Source organism: Microcoleus sp. T2B6, assembly GCF_036700475.1.
In the GTDB taxonomy this organism is placed as follows: domain Bacteria; phylum Cyanobacteriota; class Cyanobacteriia; order Cyanobacteriales; family Microcoleaceae; genus Microcoleus.
This window is the reverse complement of sequence record NZ_JAUBOZ010000083.1, coordinates 1-17,997: the sequence shown is the minus strand read 5'-3', so window position 1 is coordinate 17,997 and position 17,997 is coordinate 1. Positions and strand designations below refer to the sequence as shown.

16 protein-coding genes are annotated in these 17,997 nt (G+C 43.3%); 8 read left to right on the top strand and 8 right to left on the bottom strand.

What is annotated here, in order from left to right; translation table 11 throughout:
- Positions 1 to 160: 160 nt before the first annotated feature.
- Positions 161 to 1,051: a sugar ABC transporter permease gene (locus tag QUA00_RS27230; protein WP_333411808.1), complete on the bottom strand. Its 891-nt coding sequence runs from the start codon at positions 1,049 to 1,051 to the stop codon at positions 161 to 163.
- A gap of 59 nt (positions 1,052 to 1,110) precedes the next feature.
- Between QUA00_RS27230 and QUA00_RS27225 the strand changes: the two genes are divergently transcribed.
- The 3 genes from QUA00_RS27225 to QUA00_RS27215 all read left to right on the top strand — a co-directional run bounded on the left by QUA00_RS27225 (position 1,111) and on the right by QUA00_RS27215 (position 3,734).
- A complete protein-coding gene (locus QUA00_RS27225; protein ID WP_333309368.1) occupies positions 1,111 to 1,686 on the top strand; it encodes a GNAT family protein in 576 nt (191 codons plus the stop codon).
- Positions 1,687 to 1,960: 274 nt separating this feature from the next.
- Entirely contained in the window at positions 1,961 to 2,632 is a 672-nt protein-coding gene (purN, locus tag QUA00_RS27220; protein ID WP_333309366.1) for a phosphoribosylglycinamide formyltransferase, read from the top strand.
- A complete protein-coding gene (locus QUA00_RS27215; protein ID WP_333411807.1) occupies positions 2,625 to 3,734 on the top strand; it encodes a class I SAM-dependent methyltransferase in 1,110 nt (369 codons plus the stop codon). The genes purN and QUA00_RS27215 overlap by 8 nt, the downstream gene beginning before the upstream one ends.
- Positions 3,735 to 3,852: 118 nt before the next feature.
- Here QUA00_RS27215 and QUA00_RS27210 read toward each other — a convergent pair whose 3' ends face one another.
- The 5 genes from QUA00_RS27210 to rlmN form a co-directional block, all read right to left on the bottom strand.
- The gene (locus QUA00_RS27210; protein WP_333411806.1) at positions 3,853 to 5,001 is read right to left on the bottom strand and encodes a Wadjet anti-phage system protein JetD domain-containing protein; all 1,149 of its coding nucleotides are present in this window, start codon (positions 4,999 to 5,001) and stop codon (positions 3,853 to 3,855) included.
- A gap of 12 nt (positions 5,002 to 5,013) precedes the next feature.
- On the bottom strand, positions 5,014 to 8,352 hold the full coding sequence (locus QUA00_RS27205) for an SbcC/MukB-like Walker B domain-containing protein (protein ID WP_333411805.1): 3,339 nt from the start codon (positions 8,350 to 8,352) through the stop codon (positions 5,014 to 5,016).
- Positions 8,333 to 8,917, bottom strand: a complete 585-nt coding sequence (locus QUA00_RS27200) for a DUF4194 domain-containing protein (protein WP_333411804.1) — start codon at positions 8,915 to 8,917, stop codon at positions 8,333 to 8,335. The genes QUA00_RS27205 and QUA00_RS27200 overlap by 20 nt, the downstream gene beginning before the upstream one ends.
- 13 nt (positions 8,918 to 8,930) lie before the next feature.
- Positions 8,931 to 10,382, bottom strand: coding sequence for a DUF3375 domain-containing protein (locus QUA00_RS27195; protein ID WP_333411803.1), 1,452 nt, complete (start codon positions 10,380 to 10,382; stop codon positions 8,931 to 8,933).
- 121 nt (positions 10,383 to 10,503) lie between these two features.
- Positions 10,504 to 11,613: a 23S rRNA (adenine(2503)-C(2))-methyltransferase RlmN gene (gene rlmN / locus QUA00_RS27190; protein ID WP_333072679.1), complete on the bottom strand. Its 1,110-nt coding sequence runs from the start codon at positions 11,611 to 11,613 to the stop codon at positions 10,504 to 10,506.
- A 349-nt stretch (positions 11,614 to 11,962) separates the two neighbouring features.
- On the opposite strand from rlmN, the gene lgt reads away from it, so the two are divergent.
- The 3 genes from lgt (at position 11,963) to QUA00_RS27175 (ending at position 14,700) form a co-directional block, all read left to right on the top strand.
- Positions 11,963 to 12,856, top strand: coding sequence for a prolipoprotein diacylglyceryl transferase (gene lgt / locus QUA00_RS27185; RefSeq protein WP_333309357.1), 894 nt, complete (start codon positions 11,963 to 11,965; stop codon positions 12,854 to 12,856).
- A gap of 120 nt (positions 12,857 to 12,976) precedes the next feature.
- On the top strand, positions 12,977 to 13,756 hold the full coding sequence (gene cobM / locus QUA00_RS27180; protein ID WP_333411802.1) for a precorrin-4 C(11)-methyltransferase: 780 nt from the start codon (positions 12,977 to 12,979) through the stop codon (positions 13,754 to 13,756).
- A 107-nt stretch (positions 13,757 to 13,863) separates the two neighbouring features.
- Positions 13,864 to 14,700 (top strand): dienelactone hydrolase family protein, encoded by an 837-nt coding sequence (locus QUA00_RS27175; RefSeq protein WP_333411801.1) that lies wholly within the window; start codon positions 13,864 to 13,866, stop codon positions 14,698 to 14,700.
- Between the two features lie 44 nt (positions 14,701 to 14,744).
- On the opposite strand, the gene QUA00_RS27170 is transcribed toward QUA00_RS27175, so the two are convergent.
- Positions 14,745 to 15,932, bottom strand: a complete 1,188-nt coding sequence (locus QUA00_RS27170) for a transposase (protein WP_333411800.1) — start codon at positions 15,930 to 15,932, stop codon at positions 14,745 to 14,747.
- A gap of 52 nt (positions 15,933 to 15,984) precedes the next feature.
- Between QUA00_RS27170 and tnpA the strand changes: the two genes are divergently transcribed.
- Both tnpA and QUA00_RS27160 read left to right on the top strand, forming a co-directional pair.
- A complete protein-coding gene (gene tnpA, locus QUA00_RS27165) occupies positions 15,985 to 16,383 on the top strand; it encodes an IS200/IS605 family transposase (RefSeq protein WP_333284512.1) in 399 nt (132 codons plus the stop codon).
- Between the two features lie 147 nt (positions 16,384 to 16,530).
- The gene (locus tag QUA00_RS27160; RefSeq protein ID WP_333309353.1) at positions 16,531 to 17,013 is read left to right on the top strand and encodes a flavin reductase family protein; all 483 of its coding nucleotides are present in this window, start codon (positions 16,531 to 16,533) and stop codon (positions 17,011 to 17,013) included.
- Positions 17,014 to 17,302: 289 nt separating this feature from the next.
- Here QUA00_RS27160 and QUA00_RS27155 read toward each other — a convergent pair whose 3' ends face one another.
- Positions 17,303 to 17,821: a pyroglutamyl-peptidase I family protein gene (locus tag QUA00_RS27155; protein ID WP_333309373.1), complete on the bottom strand. Its 519-nt coding sequence runs from the start codon at positions 17,819 to 17,821 to the stop codon at positions 17,303 to 17,305.
- Positions 17,822 to 17,997: the final 176 nt, after the last annotated feature.

The window sequence follows — 17,997 nt, the reverse complement described above, 5'->3', positions numbered from 1 at the left end:
CCCCCTTAAGAAGGGGGACTTTGACGCTCTTTTTCCCCCCTTCTTAAGGGGGGTTAGGGGGGATCGAGAGACTTATTAGATGGACAAAATACTGGTAAATTTGGACGTTAACTTAACACCAAGGGGCATTGCCGTGTCCATACCCCATACCCCTAGCTAATCAAGTATCTTCGCCCCAAACTTTTAGTTGTAAATAGACTAATATCAAAGCTACAGCCATCAGGAAAGTTGCGGCAGCGGCTGCATAGCCAAAATCAAATTGCGAAAAAGCTTGCTCGTAAATATAATAAACTAGCAAATTAGTAGAGTTCAAAGGGCCGCCGCCGGTGATGACGTAAACTTGCTCGAAACTCCGCAGGGTAAAAATAGCAGTAGTGACAGTAGCAAATACTAAAGTCGGCCGCAAACCGGGTAAAGTGATGTACAAAAATTGCTGCCAAGCATTAGCTCCATCCAATTCTGCGGCTTCGTAACGATTTACCGGAATTGCTTGCAATCCTGCTAAAAATACTACCATATTAAAGCCTAATTGTTTCCAAACACTCAGCAGAATGATCACAGGCATTGCCCAAACTGTGCTGCTAAGCCAAGGAATTGGATTTAAACCGATCGCACTTAGGGCATTATTCACCGGGCCTTCCGTTTGAAACAACCACCGCCAACCCAAGCCAACTGCAACTAAAGAGGTAATCGAAGGAATAAAATAAGCGGTGCGGAGAGCTCCTCGCCAAGCAAACGAGCGATTTAGCAAAACTGCTAAGCCCAAAGGAATCACTAAACTGGGAATGACTGTTGCAGTTGTAAAATAGAGCGTATTTTGGAGAATTTGCCAGAAATCCGGGTTTGTGACTAGACGCAAGTAGTTGTTGAAGCCAATCCAACGCACTCCCGACTGGGTAAAGCTGCCGCTGGTAAAGCTGAGGTAAAATAAATAGGCGATCGGCCAAATCAAAAAAGTACCCAGAAACAGCAAAGCTGGGGCCAGGAAAGTCCAAGCTGCGATCGAATCATTATCTAACCAGTTAAAACGCCCAAATTTAATCGGAACCATTGGCTTGTAAATTTTAGCTTTTAGTTTTAAATGGTATCACAATATAGGTCAATTTCACAATGAATCTTCTCGATATATTAGCCAATTTACCCACTATAGAAACTGAAAGGCTCCTGCTCAGAAAAATTACTTTAAACGATGCGAGCGATATGTTTGAGTATGCCTCAAACCCCGAAGTATCACAATACACAATGTGGTCAACTCACACCTCGCTCGAAGACACTAAATACTTTCTCAGGTCACTTACTAAAATGTACAAAAGACGAGAGCTTGTAGATTGGGGGATTGTCCACAAAGCCGAGAAAAAGTTTATCGGGACTTGCGGATTTGTGGAATGGAGCATGACGCACAGCCGCGCGGAAATTGGCTACGCACTTTCTAGGAGGTATTGGGGAGAAGGATACATGAGCGAGGCTGTTAATGCAGTTATTGAATTCGGTTTTCGGGAGATGTTGCTGAATCGAATTATGGCTCGATGTGAGGTTAACAATATTGCTTCGGCTCGCGTGATGGAAAAAGTGGGGATGCAATTGGAAGGGGTATTGCGACAGCACCTATTTGTGAAAGACAGATATTGGGATCTCAAACTTTATTCGATTCTCAGGGAAGAGTTTTTTGAGAATATTGTAGAATAGGGTTGAATCAGTAAGTGACAAAATAAAATATACTTAGGACTTACGCAATATCTCCATGTAGAGTGCGCCGAAGCAAACCTTACCCTTTACCTCTATAGTAGAATACGAGTGAATAGTTTTTATCTTTATGACAAGCGAATTTCTTGATGGTACCCGCCACGTGATTTATCCGTGGAATCAATCCCCAATCTAAAATCTAAAATCCTCAAGCCCCCGAATTTATCCCTGGGATCAATCCCAAATCTAAAATCTAAAATCTAAAATCTAAAATCGAATGACCGCTAATCCCGTATCTGTTAATTCCCATGCCTGCCTGATTTCTCCTGAGATTGGCAAAAGTGCGCTCGCTCCGGCTCATCCTCCATTAAAATTAGGAGTTTTAGCATCAGGAAGCGGCAGCAACTTCGAGGTAATTGCCCAAGCCATCCAAAACAAAGAGCTCAACGCTCAAATCCCAGTATTAATTTACAACAATCCGGAAGCCAAAGCCGCAGCCAGAGCCGAGAAATACGGCATTCCCTCGATTCTGCTCAATCACCGCGACTGCAAAAGCCGCGAAGAATTAGATACAAAAATTGTCAAAACTTTTCAAGAGTATGATGTAGAATGGGTAGTGATGGCGGGTTGGATGCGAATTGTTACCGAAGTTTTGTTTGATGCTTTTCCCGATCGCGTTATTAACATTCACCCCAGCTTACTGCCGAGTTTCCCAGGAATTCGCGCCGTCGAGCAAGCACTGGCCGCCAAGGTTAAAATCACCGGATGTACGGTGCATATTGCCCGTTTAGAAGTAGACAGCGGGCCGATTTTAATGCAGGCTGCGGTGCCCGTATTGCCTGATGATACCGCAGAAACGCTGCACGCTCGAATTCAGGTGCAAGAGCACAAGATTATGCTCGGTGCGATCGCACTTATTGCCGAATCTAATCGAAACTATTGTGACTAAAAACCTCACCAGTGCCGCATCTATCCCCAAATTGCCCGTCAGCGAATCACCCGAAACAGGCCCGCCGCTGACAGACTCGAATCGCCTGAAATTAATTCTCAAAGAAAGGCTCAAAAAGAGCATCGGCCTCAAGGGAGAATTCTATCTGCCTTGCTTGCCATCGATGCTAGACGACTATCTTAAATTACTGTCAGACTTCTTAAACATTCTCGGACAAAACATCGACGCTGCCCAAGCTGAAAACTTGCGAACATTAATCGCCAACGCCTTAGCAGAAGGATTCAAAAATTCCCCCCACGCTAATCTAATAGTTTCATATTTTCCTGCTAATTCCCAAACCGGTTTAGCCGGCGGCATTACTCTGAATACCAAGATTCAAGTCGAATCAATGGCCCAGAAATATCATAGCTGGCCGGATATTCGCCCCGAACCTTTATTCGGCAGCCATCCCGATGCCAAAGTCATCGCCATTGCCGCCGAATTAGGCGAACCGGGAAAAGTACCTATTTTAGATGTAGGTGCGGGCCCAGGGCGCAATAGTCTGCCTTTAGCAAGGTTAGGCCATTCCGTGGATGCGATCGAACTAACACCGATATTTGCCGAGAAACTATCATCCGCAGCAACCGCCGAAAACTTGCCGATAAATGTCACCCAAGGGGACGTTTTAGACCCATTATTGAGGATGAAAACTTATCGGTACAAATTAGCGATTGCTACCGAAGTTCTCTCTCATTTCCGCTATCCCGAACAAATTCGTCTTTTCCTCGGCAAAATGTCCGATGCCGTGTTAAGTGGCGGGTTTATCTTATTCAGCACTTTCTTAGCTGTAGATGGGTACGAACCCGACGAGATAGCAAAACAAATGTCTGAATTGTGCTGGTCTTATCTGATTACCAGACAAGAATTGCAAGCAGCAATAGAGGGTTTGCCGTTAGAAATTATTTCCGATGAATCTGTGATTGAATACGAACAAAAACATTTGCCTGACTCTGCGTGGCCGCCGACACCTTGGTTTGTCAGTTGGGCTAGCGGGCGAGATTTATTTTCGGTGCAACAAACACCGCCGTTAGAGTTGCGGTGGATACTTGTTAAACGCTTCTAAAGAGCTGTTTCTTTTATGTGGGCTTATATCATCTCCGGTAGCATCGGAATTATGTAATGCGAGCGGGGATCACGCGAGTTCATCCAAATATATGATTCCGATGCCACCGGAAACGATATTACCGATAGGTCAAATTATTCAACCTGCAAATTACAAAATCCTTCGGTATCTTTTCCTGTTCTAAACGAATTGTTTGCTTGGATAAATCAGCAAATAAATCATGCTCCTCCGGTGTCAGGTAAAATAAGTTAGCAACCTTGCACAGTTTACCCGGCACAGCAGATTCCTGAAATGTATCGAAAGTTTCTCGATCCATCATAACAGAAATTGTTTGATCAAAATAAGACCTTAACTGCGAAAGAATCTGGAACCCTTGGGCATCCAAATCGCCCCAGTAAATTATTTGGCAATGCCTTAGCCACTCAACATCTTTTAAAATAGCTACATTAAACCCCTTTCCCCACAGCGCAAAGCTGTTGCTTAAATCAGGCAAAGTGCGAAAATTCATCTGATTCTCAGTAATAATAAAGCGGTATCCTTGAAGATTGCGACGTTCAAAATCAGAAATGAGTATGCTCATCTCCGAGGTGCTAATCCCATACTTCACCTGTAGGTTTTGATCCAAAGCTCTGATAGTTACCGATGGCTCAGCATATCGCAAACCAAATCGCTTTTCAAAATCATTTTCTTCTTGATTAATAGCATCATCTGGCAGGATAGCTGACAGCAATTCATTTAGAATACCTTTATTTTGTTCGATGAACTTAGTGTGAACATTTATCGGTAGTTCGCGAATATAAAGCTGAGGTTTGGGATGGTTCTGAAAATACAAGCATACAGGCAATAAATTCTCCCATTTTCCTAAGTGATTGATTACTTTTTGAGGATTTTGATTGAGCCAGATATTCAAATCAGGAATTTCATTTCTCATCCTTGCTACAACTTGTTTAAAATCCGCAACTTCAGGTTCCTTATTCAGGAATTTGAGATAATCTGTCTCTGTTTCAAATGTAATTCGGGATGGTAAAGACTGGATATCAAATTTGCGAGTTTTCCGCTGGATCAGCTCAACTTGATACCCGTAGCCAACGAACTTTTTTGAGCCTTTCAGAAGTTGCTGTACAGCATCTCTTAGCTTCAGGTAGTCGTCGGGAATTTTGCCAGCGGGAAAATCTCGCGGGAAAAAAGGTTCTCCCTGGAGCAAGGATTGCAGGAAGGGAATATATAGTCGATCGGCTTTTTTTCTGATTTCTTCGGGGGTAATCATCAACAGACGCAGTTAATTTGAAGCAATTTGTCCGAGAGGCTGTTTGTCTACGGACATATTATAAACCTTGGAGTCGTTCTCTTCAATACTGTTTTCAACATAGTAACCAGCTCCTGCATAATGCTCAAGAACTTGAATTTTGTCTTTGGGCGTCACTACCAGAAGCTGAAGATTTAATTGTTTAAATAAATCCATCGCATACCTTGCATTTGTTTCATCTGACTTGCTAAAAGCTTCATCAATCACCACAAGACGAAATGATTGAGATTTAGTTTCATCCTGTACTAATCCAAATTGATAGGCAATAGCTGACGCTAGAATAGTGTAAGCTAATTTAGCCTTTTGCCCGCCCGATTTTCCAGAAGAGTCCGAGTGATATTCCCTCTCCGTATCGTCGGCTTTATTCTTGACGCTGACTGAGAAATTGAGCCAATTACGCACATCGGTGACTCTTGCTGTCCACCGCTCATCTGACTGGAGGCGATCGATCAGCTCTTTAATTTTTTTAAAGCTAGCTTCGTCAGCTTCCGAAGTTCGCTCAACCCCTACATCAGCATAGCACAAACCTTTTTTTAAGAGATTTTTAAATTCCTTAATTTGGTTTTCTCCGTTGGCCTCCCATTGGACTTGTATATAAGTCAAGGGTGTATATTCAATCATTTTTAAGGATTGATTTAGATCGTAAATATTGTCTTTAATGTCACTTTCCCATTCTTCTAAAGTATCTTTAAAATTATAAATAGCGCTATTAATTTTCTCGTCAAGCAGTTTTTTAAACCTTTGTTCCTGTGTGGGTAAATCATCTCGTTCGATTTTTTCTAACATTCCCTTGAACTCAGGGATAAATTCTACTGATGCGTCAACATTTGCAGTTTCTGCGGGATAGTCCCCCTTGTAACTACTCATCTTTTTTTCAATGCTGTTTCGCAGAGAATTCAACTTGTTGTTGGCGGCGCTTATTCGAGTCTGGTAAGACTCCTTTACTTGATATTTCAAACTATCAATGTTATCGAGGGTCAGAATTTGATTGCTGAAACTCTCTTCAATATCAGGAGTATAAGTCTGAATCTCTTGGGATGTCGATGAACTCGATCCTTTTTCGCATTCAGCGCTCTGTTTTTGGTGATTGTCGATCGCGATATCGAGAATAGTAATTTTTCTTTCGGCGTCACTTTTAGCTGCTTCCTTTCTCTTAATGTCAGCGCTGACAGCAGCTAGTGTTCTCTTCAACTCCTCTAAACGATCGCAATTCCCCTCTAACTCCTGCTTTTGCTCTACAAGCTTTTGCTTCTCGATCGCGCGCGGTTTCCAGTCGATCGCAGAAAAATCATCGAATCCCAATAACTGTTCTAGCAGATTCTTGTGCCTGTTGCGATCTTTTTGTTGTGTTTCAATATCCTGTATAGCTTTTTCTACTCCACTAAGCTCTGCTTTACGCTCATTCAATTCAGCTTCACAATCCTTTATTCTCTTAGAATTGTCCCACCCCAAAATATATCTTCTTTTGTTCTCATTGCTGGAATGGCGATCGTCTTTTTCATGTCTATTACCATTCTTAATCAAGCCATTTTTGGTAATCGCATAATTCTCCCGATCGAAGCGATCTAAATCTTGACAACAGATGCAGCTACCATAATTTTTTGATACTTCACTAGCCAGCCAAGCAGTATATTTAGTATCAGATTTAATCTCCAATTTGTTAAACAAGGAATTATCATCTAAGTTTTTGGAGACCAAATCTAAATTTTTATTGTCAACTTTCTGATAAACGACGCGGCCATGCAGGTTAGTGCGATCGACATATCGAGTGAATTGATGGTAGTATTTTTCAGGAACTAAGAGTTGCAGTCCAAAATTGTGCAGCAGTTTTTCGATCGCCCCTTCCCATTCTTGGCGCTCTCCATCCTTTACCTTCAGCAGTTCGCCCACAAAAGGAATTTCCGCCTCAGCAATTTCCAAATCTGTTAATATCTGTTTTCTAATTCGCAAGTTTTCAGCAGGAATCTGATTTTTTCGCTGTCTTAAAGATTCCAGTTCTTGATTTAACTCAGTGTAACGATCGTTAACTTGCTTAGCATAAATTTTTTGCTCATCGCGTTGGGCTGTTAATTCTTCCAGTTGAACATTAACACTTTTTTGACTTTCCCTTGCTTGGATTATAGAACTATTAAATGTATCCAGGTCACTGTAAGTTGGAAATCCTATAGCTTTAGCAATTCTATCGTATTTTTCGGCTGCTTGTCGATGATTAGCTATTTGACTGTCTAAAAACGTAATTTTCTGTTCTAACTCTTTGATTTTCCGTCCTGTTTCATCATTTTCTATAGCGACTGTCAAGTCTTGCTTTTCCTGTCGCAAGCCTTCTAAATCTATGCGTATTTTTGATAAATCACGGCTAACTTGACTCTGTTCTTGTTGTTTTTCGGCAATTGCTTTTTCCAATAAACCTCTTTTATGCTGAGCGAAGTAGGCGGGAATAATTGGGAATACTTTATTTAAGTGATTCAGCTTATCCTTGACATTTTCGTAACTTTCAGACTCAGCGATTAGCGGTTTCAAAACCTCTAGCTGTTTCTTGGCTTTCTGCATTGCTTCATGGGAATAGGTTAAATTTTCATAATACTCACTCAGCTCTTTGATGGTATTTTCAACAGTAGTTTTTTCCAGCATATGACCGCGCACAAAGTCATTTAATTTGCCAATTTCTTTGATACTGACAGTCTGATTGAATAAATCGAAAGCTTTTTCCGATTCCACACCAAAAATTTTACGAAATCGTTTGCTGTAGTCAGCAAATGTGTGAAATTGTTCAATTTTTACTTTCTGGAAAGATGCCAACTGCTTTTTTAACTCTGGTAAACTTTTAAAGTCATTGAAATGTTCGGCGATGCTCAGTTCGCCAGCGGCAACCAGAAACAACTTTTCCACTCCCTCTTTTACATACAAAACCTGAGCCAGAGTGACTTTCTGTTTGTATCCTTCGTTATAAAAATAAGCGAGTAAAACTGAATAATCATCTTTGGTACGCAGGTACTGCAGTTTAGACTTGTAGTCATCTTCAGCTTTAATTGTGCTGTAGGCTCCGAGTACATACGTCTTTTCGTCTCGCTCTCGCTTTCCTGAACCTGAAGCCAAGTTATAATTCCGCTTTCCATTCGGGACTAATAGTGTCAGTAGTGCGTCAACCAAAGTCGATTTACCGGAACCATTGGCCCCCGTGAGGAAGGAAGTTTTACCGTAGGGTGCGATCGTACCCTGCTTAAAAGTTCCCCAGTTTAATACTTCCAGCCGATGCAAGCGATATCCAGCTTTGGAATTGTCACTCTCAAATTCAAGCATTAGATTTGTCATAAGCTTCTAACCCTTTTTTGATATCCGTCAATGTTTCAGCGGGAATTTTAGCTTTGAGGATGCGGCGAATCTCATATTCGCCTTCTTTATTCTTTAACTCTTTCAAAAAGTGCAACTTGACAACTCGATTGATCGATTCGTCAAATTTTTTCAAAAGCTTTGGGTCATCAGTTTGCTCTGGAAAAAACGGACGCATCAAATCGTGAATTTGATGTTTAGACACAATGCAGCGATCCGAATCAGAGGTGCTGTTATTAAACTCTAGCAATTTCTCGCGTAATAAAACACATAGTACCGTCACTTCGTAACTCAGGGGAACTCTCTTAACCAGCCTGGGCAGTTTCTTTGCTTCCTCGTCGCCATCGTCACCATCTGGCTGCTGTAAAAAAGCATATCCTTCGGCTTCATCTAAATAAAGTCTCAGCCCAATTTTTCCAAAGTATTCTCTGACGTTTTTTTCATTTTTCAATAGCTCACCCCAATCATCCTCATCTTCATACAGGATACCTTGTAGTAATTTGATGAGTGCTGGTGCGTAGGATGCGATAATCTCGTTTGTCATCATGAATTTGCTGTGTTTATCTTTTAAAAATAACTTGTGGGAGTGTCAGGTGCAGGATGTTCTGCTTGTCAAAGGAACTTGCCGTAATGCGATCGCTCACTGAGTCATCGATCGCGTGTTTTGTGTCTTGAGAGGCGATCGCCAAATAAGCAACTACTTCAGACAAACCCTTTTCCACCGGATACTTCTCAATTACTTCAGCTAGCGTTACCCAATCTTTGCCCTCCAATGTTGCTGCAATCTGCCGCTTCAATACTTCCTCATCCACATAACAATAATTTCGCAAAGCATCAATTTGTTCCCTCGGTAGATCAACAGTTGCGTTGCTCAAATTGTAGTTTTTAAAATTTCGATTTTCTGTTGGTTTCCCCAACGGTCTTTCCATCAGCAGTTGCACTTCCGGGTCGCCTTCTATCCAAATAAATTCCTCCTTTTGGGGAGGATTATCGAGCGCCGCAAGTGCTAAATTTTTAATCTCTTTAATCAGTTCAATTACTCGTTTGTTCTCGGCGATATGCTGTTCGACCAGCATTTTTCGCAACTGTTCGGCAAGACGATAATTAGATTTGATAATTTTGTCGCTAGCTTGAATCAGACTGCGTTTAATTCTTCGGAGTATGGGATTTTGTTTACCCAAATCTTGAAGTTCTGGCAAGCCATATACCCCATTAATCAGTTGTTCCAATTCTTCCTGTTTAGAAGGATCTGTCAGAAAATCTTGGAAGGCATAGAAGCTGCGCCCTTGATCGGATTTCCTAATTTCTTCATCCCCCTCAATTACCTGTGCCACAACTAACCCCTTTCCCCCCTCCTCTTTTAGCTGTGCCTTTTTCACTTTGTCCGTGATTGCTTTAAAATTTTGCTCGACATCTCCAAAATCAGCAAGGAGTCGGCGGGCCACATCATTAGCTTTAAGAAACCACTCTTTGAGCTTAGCTTCGCTGTAGCGTTCAACCTCACCAGTTTGTTCGATGGTGTCGATTTCTTTCTGAATTGCTGCTTTTTGTTTTTCTAATTCCTCCAAACGCGCTGCAGGATCTTCTGTACTTTTGGTTACAATTTCTTTGAGAAGGGAAAATATCTCTAAAAACTGTGATTCAGTGCCAATAAACTCTCTCCTCTTCAAATCTTCCAGCCAACCAATCGCCCGATTAGTACCCGGTGTAAGTTCAAAAACCGGATCATCATTCTTCGTCTGATAATATTTCTTCAAGAACTGATGATCGCTGTTGCACCAAGTATCCAGGTAAGTCTGTGCTTTCCCACGATATAGTTCCGGTCGATCTTCGCACAGCTTCTCCAAATAATTTTCAAGTTTTTCTACCAGTTCTGATTGGGGAACGGTAATCCGATTTAGAGACTTGAACTGGTGATACAAAAAACTGATAATTAAAGGTGCATTGTCAGTTCTTAAAAGTTTAAGGCTAGGCTCGTTTTTTAAATCATCTTCTATTTGGTCATGTTTCATATGCCCAGCGTTAAATTATAGATTTAATTGTCGTCCGATTAGCATTTAACCCTTGGCAAATATGAATTATGAATGGTGAATATGTTTTTTTCACCATTCATAACTCATACACTCTTAAAATTTAAACCTCGGATGCCCGCAATTGTCCGCAGGCTGCATCTGCTTCTAAGCCGCGAGAATACCGCACGCTAACTGCAATTTTCTTTTCCTTCAAAGTCGCAACGAAACTGTTAATTCGATTGGGAGTAGGTCGCTTATATTCAGCTTCCTGAATCGGATTGTAAGGAATCAAATTGACGTGACACTGAAAACCGCGCAAGTGAGTTGCTAACTCGGCTGCGTGTTCCGGCAAGTCATTCACACCTGCTAAAAGTACGTATTCAAAACTCAATCTGCGCCCAGTCGATCGCACATATTCCCGACATTCTGCGATTAATTCACCCAAAGGATAAGGGCGGGCGCTAGGAATTAACTCTTCGCGCAATCTTTGATTGGAAGCGTGGAGGCTGACGGCGAGGGTAACTTGCAGTTGATGTTCGGCTAGTTGGCTGATGCGATTGCGAATTCCTACTGTAGAAATGGTGATGTTTCGCTGTCCAATTCCTACATCTTGATTCAAACACTTGACAGCAGCTACAACATTATCGAAATTCAGCAGGGGTTCGCCCATACCCATAAATACGATGTGGCTGACTCGGCGGCCGAAATCTTGTTGTACTGTCAAGACTTGATCGACGATTTCGTGTTTTTCTAAATTGCGCTTGAAACCGCCTTTTCCGGTAGCGCAAAAGTCGCAGCCCATCGCGCAGCCAACTTGGGCTGAGACGCACACAGTCAGTCGTTTATCGGTGGGAATGCCGACTGTTTCAATGATTTGACCGTCTGCCAATTTTAAGAGATACTTTACCGTGGCGTCTGGTGCGACCGATCGATAGTGAATGGTCGATCGCCCGATCGGGATTTTAGCAACAGTCTCGCGCCACTGTTTCGAGAATACAGAAATGTCAGAGATCGATCGTGCACCTTTCTCATAAATCCACTGGTACAACTGCTTTCCCCGATAAGCCGGTTGTCCCTGCTGCTGCACCCACTCCGTTAACTCAGCTAAACTCGCCCCCAGCAAGGGCGGAATTTTACCCGACTCAACAGCCAAAGCAGCAGTCTTGCGAGACTGATTCGCACCCTTGGAATTACCAGAAGAGTACACCTGAGAAACGGAAGTAGGAGACATAGGTCATCAGAAAATTTAAAGCCATCCTCTATATTAAAACTTCTAGACCAAAGCTGCCGTTAATCCTCCAGAAGGCGAAGTCTCGATCCCCCTAAATCCCCCTGATTGTTGGGGAGTAGGGGTTGACTTTGAGAATAATCCGGTACCCCCCTTTTTAAGGGGGGTTAGGGGGGATATTATTGTGGACTCACAAAGAAAACTCCAGACACAAATGTCCCCAACAAAGTTAATTTTTGGCAAAATTCCCCAAATATTGCGTGTAAATGACCACAGCCCCCTAAAATAAACTCTGGAGTTTGTTAAAGGGTATGCAATCTGACTGCTTTCCATCACAATTAATGCAACTTTTATGGTGCTAAATATTCTTGCGCTGCCCTTAGCGTTTCAATTTACATCGCCTGGCCCAATTATCTTTGAACTTGGCCCCGTAGCCATTCGCTGGTACGGGCTGTTGATAGCTTCGGCCGTCTTGATTGGGGTCAGTCTGTCGCAATACTTGGCCGAAAAGCGCCGCGTTAACCCGGAATTATTGGGTGATTTGGCAATTTGGCTGGTTTTGGGCGCTATTCCCTGTGCTCGAATTTATTACGTGGCTTTCGAGTGGCAGCAATACGCCCAGAGGCCTGAAGATATTATTGCGATTTGGAAAGGCGGAATTGCCATTCACGGGGCGATTTTGGGTGGGACGATCGCAGCTTTAATTTTTGCGAAAATTCAGCGAGTTTCTTTTTGGCAATTGGCAGATTTAATCGCGCCTTCGGCAATTCTCGGTCAGGCGATCGGACGCTGGGGAAATTTCTTTAACTCCGAAGCTTTTGGCAGTCCTACGGATTTGCCTTGGAAACTCTATATTCCGGCCAACAGCCGCCCGCCCGCCTATGCTAATTTTGAATACTTCCACCCCACATTTCTCTACGAATCCCTGTGGAATTTGACAGTATTTGGGTTGCTTCTGAGTTTATTTTTTCGCGATCTGCAGGGCAAAATTCGCTTGAAAACTGGTGCTTTATTTTTGGTTTATATCGCAGCTTACAGTTCCGGTAGAGTCTGGATTGAAGGGTTGCGGACTGATAGTTTGATGTTCGGGCCGCTGCGGACGGCACAGATGGTAAGCTTGACTGGGATTGTGTTAGGGTTGGGCGGGTTAGCTTGGCTTTATTTGCTCGCTCGACCTTTACCCGATGTTGTGTCCCCCAATAGCGATCGGGCAAAGATCACTCCGAAATTGCCAGAGGATCAATAAAAAACCCCAGAGAGGTTAGTCTCTAGGGTTCAAAACCAGGGTGCATCTACCATCTATTACTTCCAACCAAAATAGGTACATCCGGAAGCGTCCGTAAATTTAGCAAATTTGTTAGCAGCAATGAGTTTGACAGAGATTGAAGCCCTAATTCCAGGGGTATACATTGTAGGTGCAGGCCCGGGAGACCCGGATTTGTTGACTGTTAAGGCTCAAAAATTACTGGCTGCAGCCGATGTCATATTATTTGCTGACTCGCTAGTGCCAGAGCAAATTTTGCAGGGGGTACGCGCAGATGCTGAAGTGATCCAAACTGCGGATAAGACCCTCGAAGAGATTGTACCTTTGATGGTGCAACGAGTGCGCGACGGAAAAAGCCTCGTCCGTCTGCATTCCGGCGATCCCTGTCTCTACGGGGCCGTCGGCGAACAAATGCAAGCTTTGGCCTCGGAGGGAATTGCTTTTGAGGTAATCCCAGGAATTAGCGCTTTCCAACTTGCGGCGGCTAAACTTAAAATTGAGTTGACAGTTCCGGGAGTTGTGCAGACAATTATTTTGACACGAATTAGCGGCAGAACCGAAGTACCCGATCGCGAAGAATTGGCGAGTTTAGCGGCTCATCAAGCGAGTTTGTGCCTGTATTTGAGCGCCCGCCATGTCGAAAAAGCTCAAGCTAAATTGATGGAACATTACCCATCGGATTTGCCTGTAGCGATTTGTTATCGGTTGGGCTGGCCCGATGAAAAAATTGTGCTAGTTCCCCTTGACAAAATGGCAGTTGCTACCCGCGAAAATAATTTGATCAGAACGACAATGTATGTTATTAGTCCGGCGTTGGGAAAATCAGCAGAAGGGCGATCGCGCTTGTACCATCCAGAGCACGATCGGCTTTTTCGTCAGTAGTCAGTTGGCAGTTGGCAGTTGGCAGTTGCAATGCCCAATGCCCAATTCCCAATGCCCAATGCCCAATGCCCAATGCCCAATGCCCAATGCCCCATTCCCCATTCCCGATGAAAGATTTAACTCGCAGACAATTTATCATTGTCACCGCATTAAGCGCCGGATTTACCTTAGCAGTTCATCCTATTGCGGCTGCCGTTATCAATACGGATGCTGCTGGTTTAGTTGCCGGTGAGGTAAAAATTCCCGTAAAAGACGGCTCAATTCCAGCATACAGAGCAATGCCAGCCAGCGGCAGCAATTTTCCAGTAATTTTAGTAATTCAAGAAATCTTCGGAGTTCACGCGCACCTTCAAGATATTTGCCGCCGTTTGGCAAAATTAGGTTATTTAGCGATCGCCCCAGAAATGTTTGCCCGTCAAGGTGATGTTTCTAAACTCACCGAGGTTCAAGAAATTATTAGTAAAGTTGTCTCGAAAGTTCCTGACGCTCAAGTTATGTCCGATTTAGATGCAACTGTAGAGTGGGCACAAAAGTCAGGAAAAGGCAATACTAATAAGTTGGGAATTACAGGATTTTGCTGGGGTGGTAGAATTGTTTGGCTGTACTCTTCTCACAACCCGAAAGTCAAAGCAGGAGTGGCTTGGTACGGGCGTGTGGTGGGCAATTCTACGGATTTAACTCCCAAACAGCCGATCGACATTGCAGCAACTTTGAAAGTGCCTGTATTGGGGCTTTACGGTGGCAAAGACGAGTCAATTCCCAACGATACAGTCGAGAAAATGCGGGAAGTTCTCAAAACTGGTAGCAGCGGTTCGGAAATTGTGCTTTATCCAGATGCACCGCACGCTTTTAACGCCGACTATCGCCCCAGTTACCGGAAAAAAGAAGCTGAGGATGGTTGGAAACGGATGCAAGATTGGTTTAAAAAGTATGGAGTTTCTTGACAGTTGTAAGCTGTTAATTTTGACTTAAAACTGGTTTGAAATACTCACCGGCTATCAGGCGCGGTGATTCTTGACGCTTCATAGGGTTCTGCTACCGGAGTAGTCTGACAATCCCTCTGCGCCCGTTTTGAGTCGTGGCGATTCCCCATCCCGACTTTTTGTATGTTCCTCGAAGCATTTTGATCTCTGTCTTGCTCAGTGCCACAACTAACACAAAGCACTGAACGAATAGACAAATCAATTTTGCCCCATTTAAAACCACAATCCGCACAAACTTGGCTAGTAGGTCCCCACCTACTAATTACCTGAAATTCTCTACCAAACTTTTCAGACTTAGCCTCACAGAGAGTCCTGAATTCTCGCCATCCTTGCTGACTAATTGCCCGTGAAAGCTTCCGGTTTTTCACCATTCCTGATACATTCAAGTCTTCCAAAATAATCACTTGGTTTTCGTTGACTACTTTGGTTGATAATTTATGCAGGAAATCTTTGCGGGCATCGGCAATGCGGTTGTGCAACTTAGCAATTTTGATTCGGGTTGCGTTTCTCCTTTTAGAGTCTTTTGGTTGACGAGCTAATTTGCGCTGGAGTTTGCGAACTTTCCGGTCTAATTTTTTGTAGTTAGGGCTTTCGGCTTTTTCACCATTGCTCATCACTGCAAAAGTTTTAATCCCCAAATCGATTCCGATGCTTTGGTTTTGGGCATCAGAATGAACGGGTTGAACTTCTACCACAAAGCTTAGGAAATAACGATTTGCACAATCTTTGATTACCGTGACTGAGCTAGGTTCAGATGGAAGTTCTCTTGACCATATTGGGCTTACAATACCAATCTTGGCTAAATAGACACCGCCATTTTTTAGAGAAAAACCGCCAATCCTAAATCGGGCCGACTGGCTATTTGTTCTTTTCTTGAACTTAGGATAACCAACCTTACGACCTTTTCTCTTCCCCTTGCAGGAATCGAAGAAGTTTTTAAAAGCTGTTTCTAAGTCTGCTACAGATTGCTGTAGAGGAATATTAGAAACCTCGCTCAGCCAAGCTCTTTCTTCGGTCTTTTTCGCTTGGGTTATTACGATTTTTTGCAAATCAGACGAACTTGGTTTTTTTTCAGACTGTTTACAGAGAGCCAGACTGTCGTTCCAGACCATGCGGACGCAGCCAAACAGCCGAGCCAAGCTCTGTCTCTGTTCGGTCGTCGGATAAAATCTGTACCGGAATCTCGCCTTCATGGTTATACTGAATGTTGGTCTGTAAGTTTGATTATATATTGGTCTGTAAGTAATGACAACAGTTTACCGTCGCGAGCGCAATTCTGTTACACAACTTAAAATACACTTGGTATGTATAACAAAATATCGTCGGTCTGTATTCACCAGCGAAGGTCTTGATTTGATTGAAAAGTCGTTTCGAGAAGTAGCCCAAAAAATGAACTTTCAAGTGCTAGAGTTCAACGGGGAAGCCGATCATGTTCATACGCTGATCGAGTATCCGCCTAAATTGTCGATATCTCAAATAGTTAACGCACTCAAAGGTGTTTCCAGTCGTCGATACGGACAGGCTGGACACAAAAAACCCCACAAAGAAGCATTATGGAGTCCTAGTTATTTTGCTGTTTCTGTTGGGGGTGCGCCTTTAGAAGTTTTGAAAGAGTATATTAGAAATCAAGAAAAGCCGTCCTAGAAGGACGGGGCTTGTATCCCATTTTTCTTGGTCAATTTTGGGCTCGAAAAAGGCAATATTAGCGAATAGCCCTGAAGACAGGTGGGTTTGTGGGCCCGACATTGGTAAACTGGGCGATGTAGAATTATCGATCGAACAGGTAAGCCCGTGCTAGACGAACAAGCTAAAAAGACCATCTTGCGGAAAATCCCTCACGGATTGTACATCTGCGGTGTCAAAGACGGGGAGGAAGTCAACGGTTTCACCGCTAGCTGGGTGATGCAATCTTCCTTTACCCCTCCCTTAGTTGTCAACTGCGTCAAGCAAGACTCCAAATCCCACGCCATGATCAAAGCCAGCGGTGTCTTTGCTTTGAGTTTCCTAGAAGCGGGACAGAAAGAATTAGCCCAGAAATTCTTCAAGCAGCAGCGCCGCGTTGGCAATAAATTTGAGGATGTAGAATTTTATCCGGGCCCGGAAACTGGTTGTCCGATTATCTCGGATTCTCTGGGTTACATCGAGTGCAAAGTTGTCGGGGGTGTGGAACACGGGGATCACACGGTTTATGTGGGAGAAGTTTTGGCAGCCGGCGTCCACCGAGAAGGCAATCCGTTGCTGCTAGAAAGCACCGGTTGGAATTACGGCGGCTAAAGACTTGGCAGTTGCTAGTTTCGCACTCCATCTCAGAAACCGGGTTTCTACGAGTTTTGGCGATGAATAACGAGAAATATTCGTATAAACCCGGTTTCTCGCCCCTGCGCTCAATCTCAGAAACCGGGTTTCTATAAGTTTTTGCGCTAAGTTTGTAGGGTGCGTCGCTTGCTATATCTTGGATAGAACTTGCAGATGTTTGATGGCGACGCACCTTACACTGGATATCGCCCGCGATCGTGTGTACCACATATACATGGAATATGCTGTATACCCAGAAACCCGGTTTCTAGTCTCTGCGTGTAGTTAAGCGGCGTATAATTAATAAAAAATCGGCGACAATTTTGTCGGCATTTTCTTCTGTCAAAATTGGTACGTGTACGAAAATACATTTGGTGCTAAGTTGAGAATCTGCAAGGTGTTTTAAAACCGCATAATATAGGGCTTCGCAAACAAATTTCCCGGCTTTGTGACTGATTTCTGTTGCGGCTAAATCAGCGACTAGCGGTTCGAGATTAACTGCTGTTTTCAGAATGTCGCGATCGCAGCAAGCGCAGGATTCTACGGTTAATTTTTGCCGACTTTCGGCCATGCCACAGCAGATAATAGTATCGGGTTGGAGTTGGTTGATTTCGGCGATCGCCAAATTCGGTGCTTGCTGAAAATCTACTGGCAGTTTCCTCAAAAAAGTCAGGGAATCAGGCAAAGATTTTATCTGGGAAATCTTGGCTAATAAGTCGTCGGAGGAGTTGGATTTCTGATGGGGAAGCCAAGTATCAAATGAGGTCAGCAGGATTTTGGTTGTCATAAATGATGGGGGATTGTTAACTGTTGACTGTTGACTGTTAACTGTTAACAGTTGACTGTTGACTGTTAACAGTTGACTAATGACCAATGACTAATGACCAATGACTAATGACTAATGACTAATGACTAATGACTAATGACTAATGACTAATGACTAATGACTAATGACTAATGACT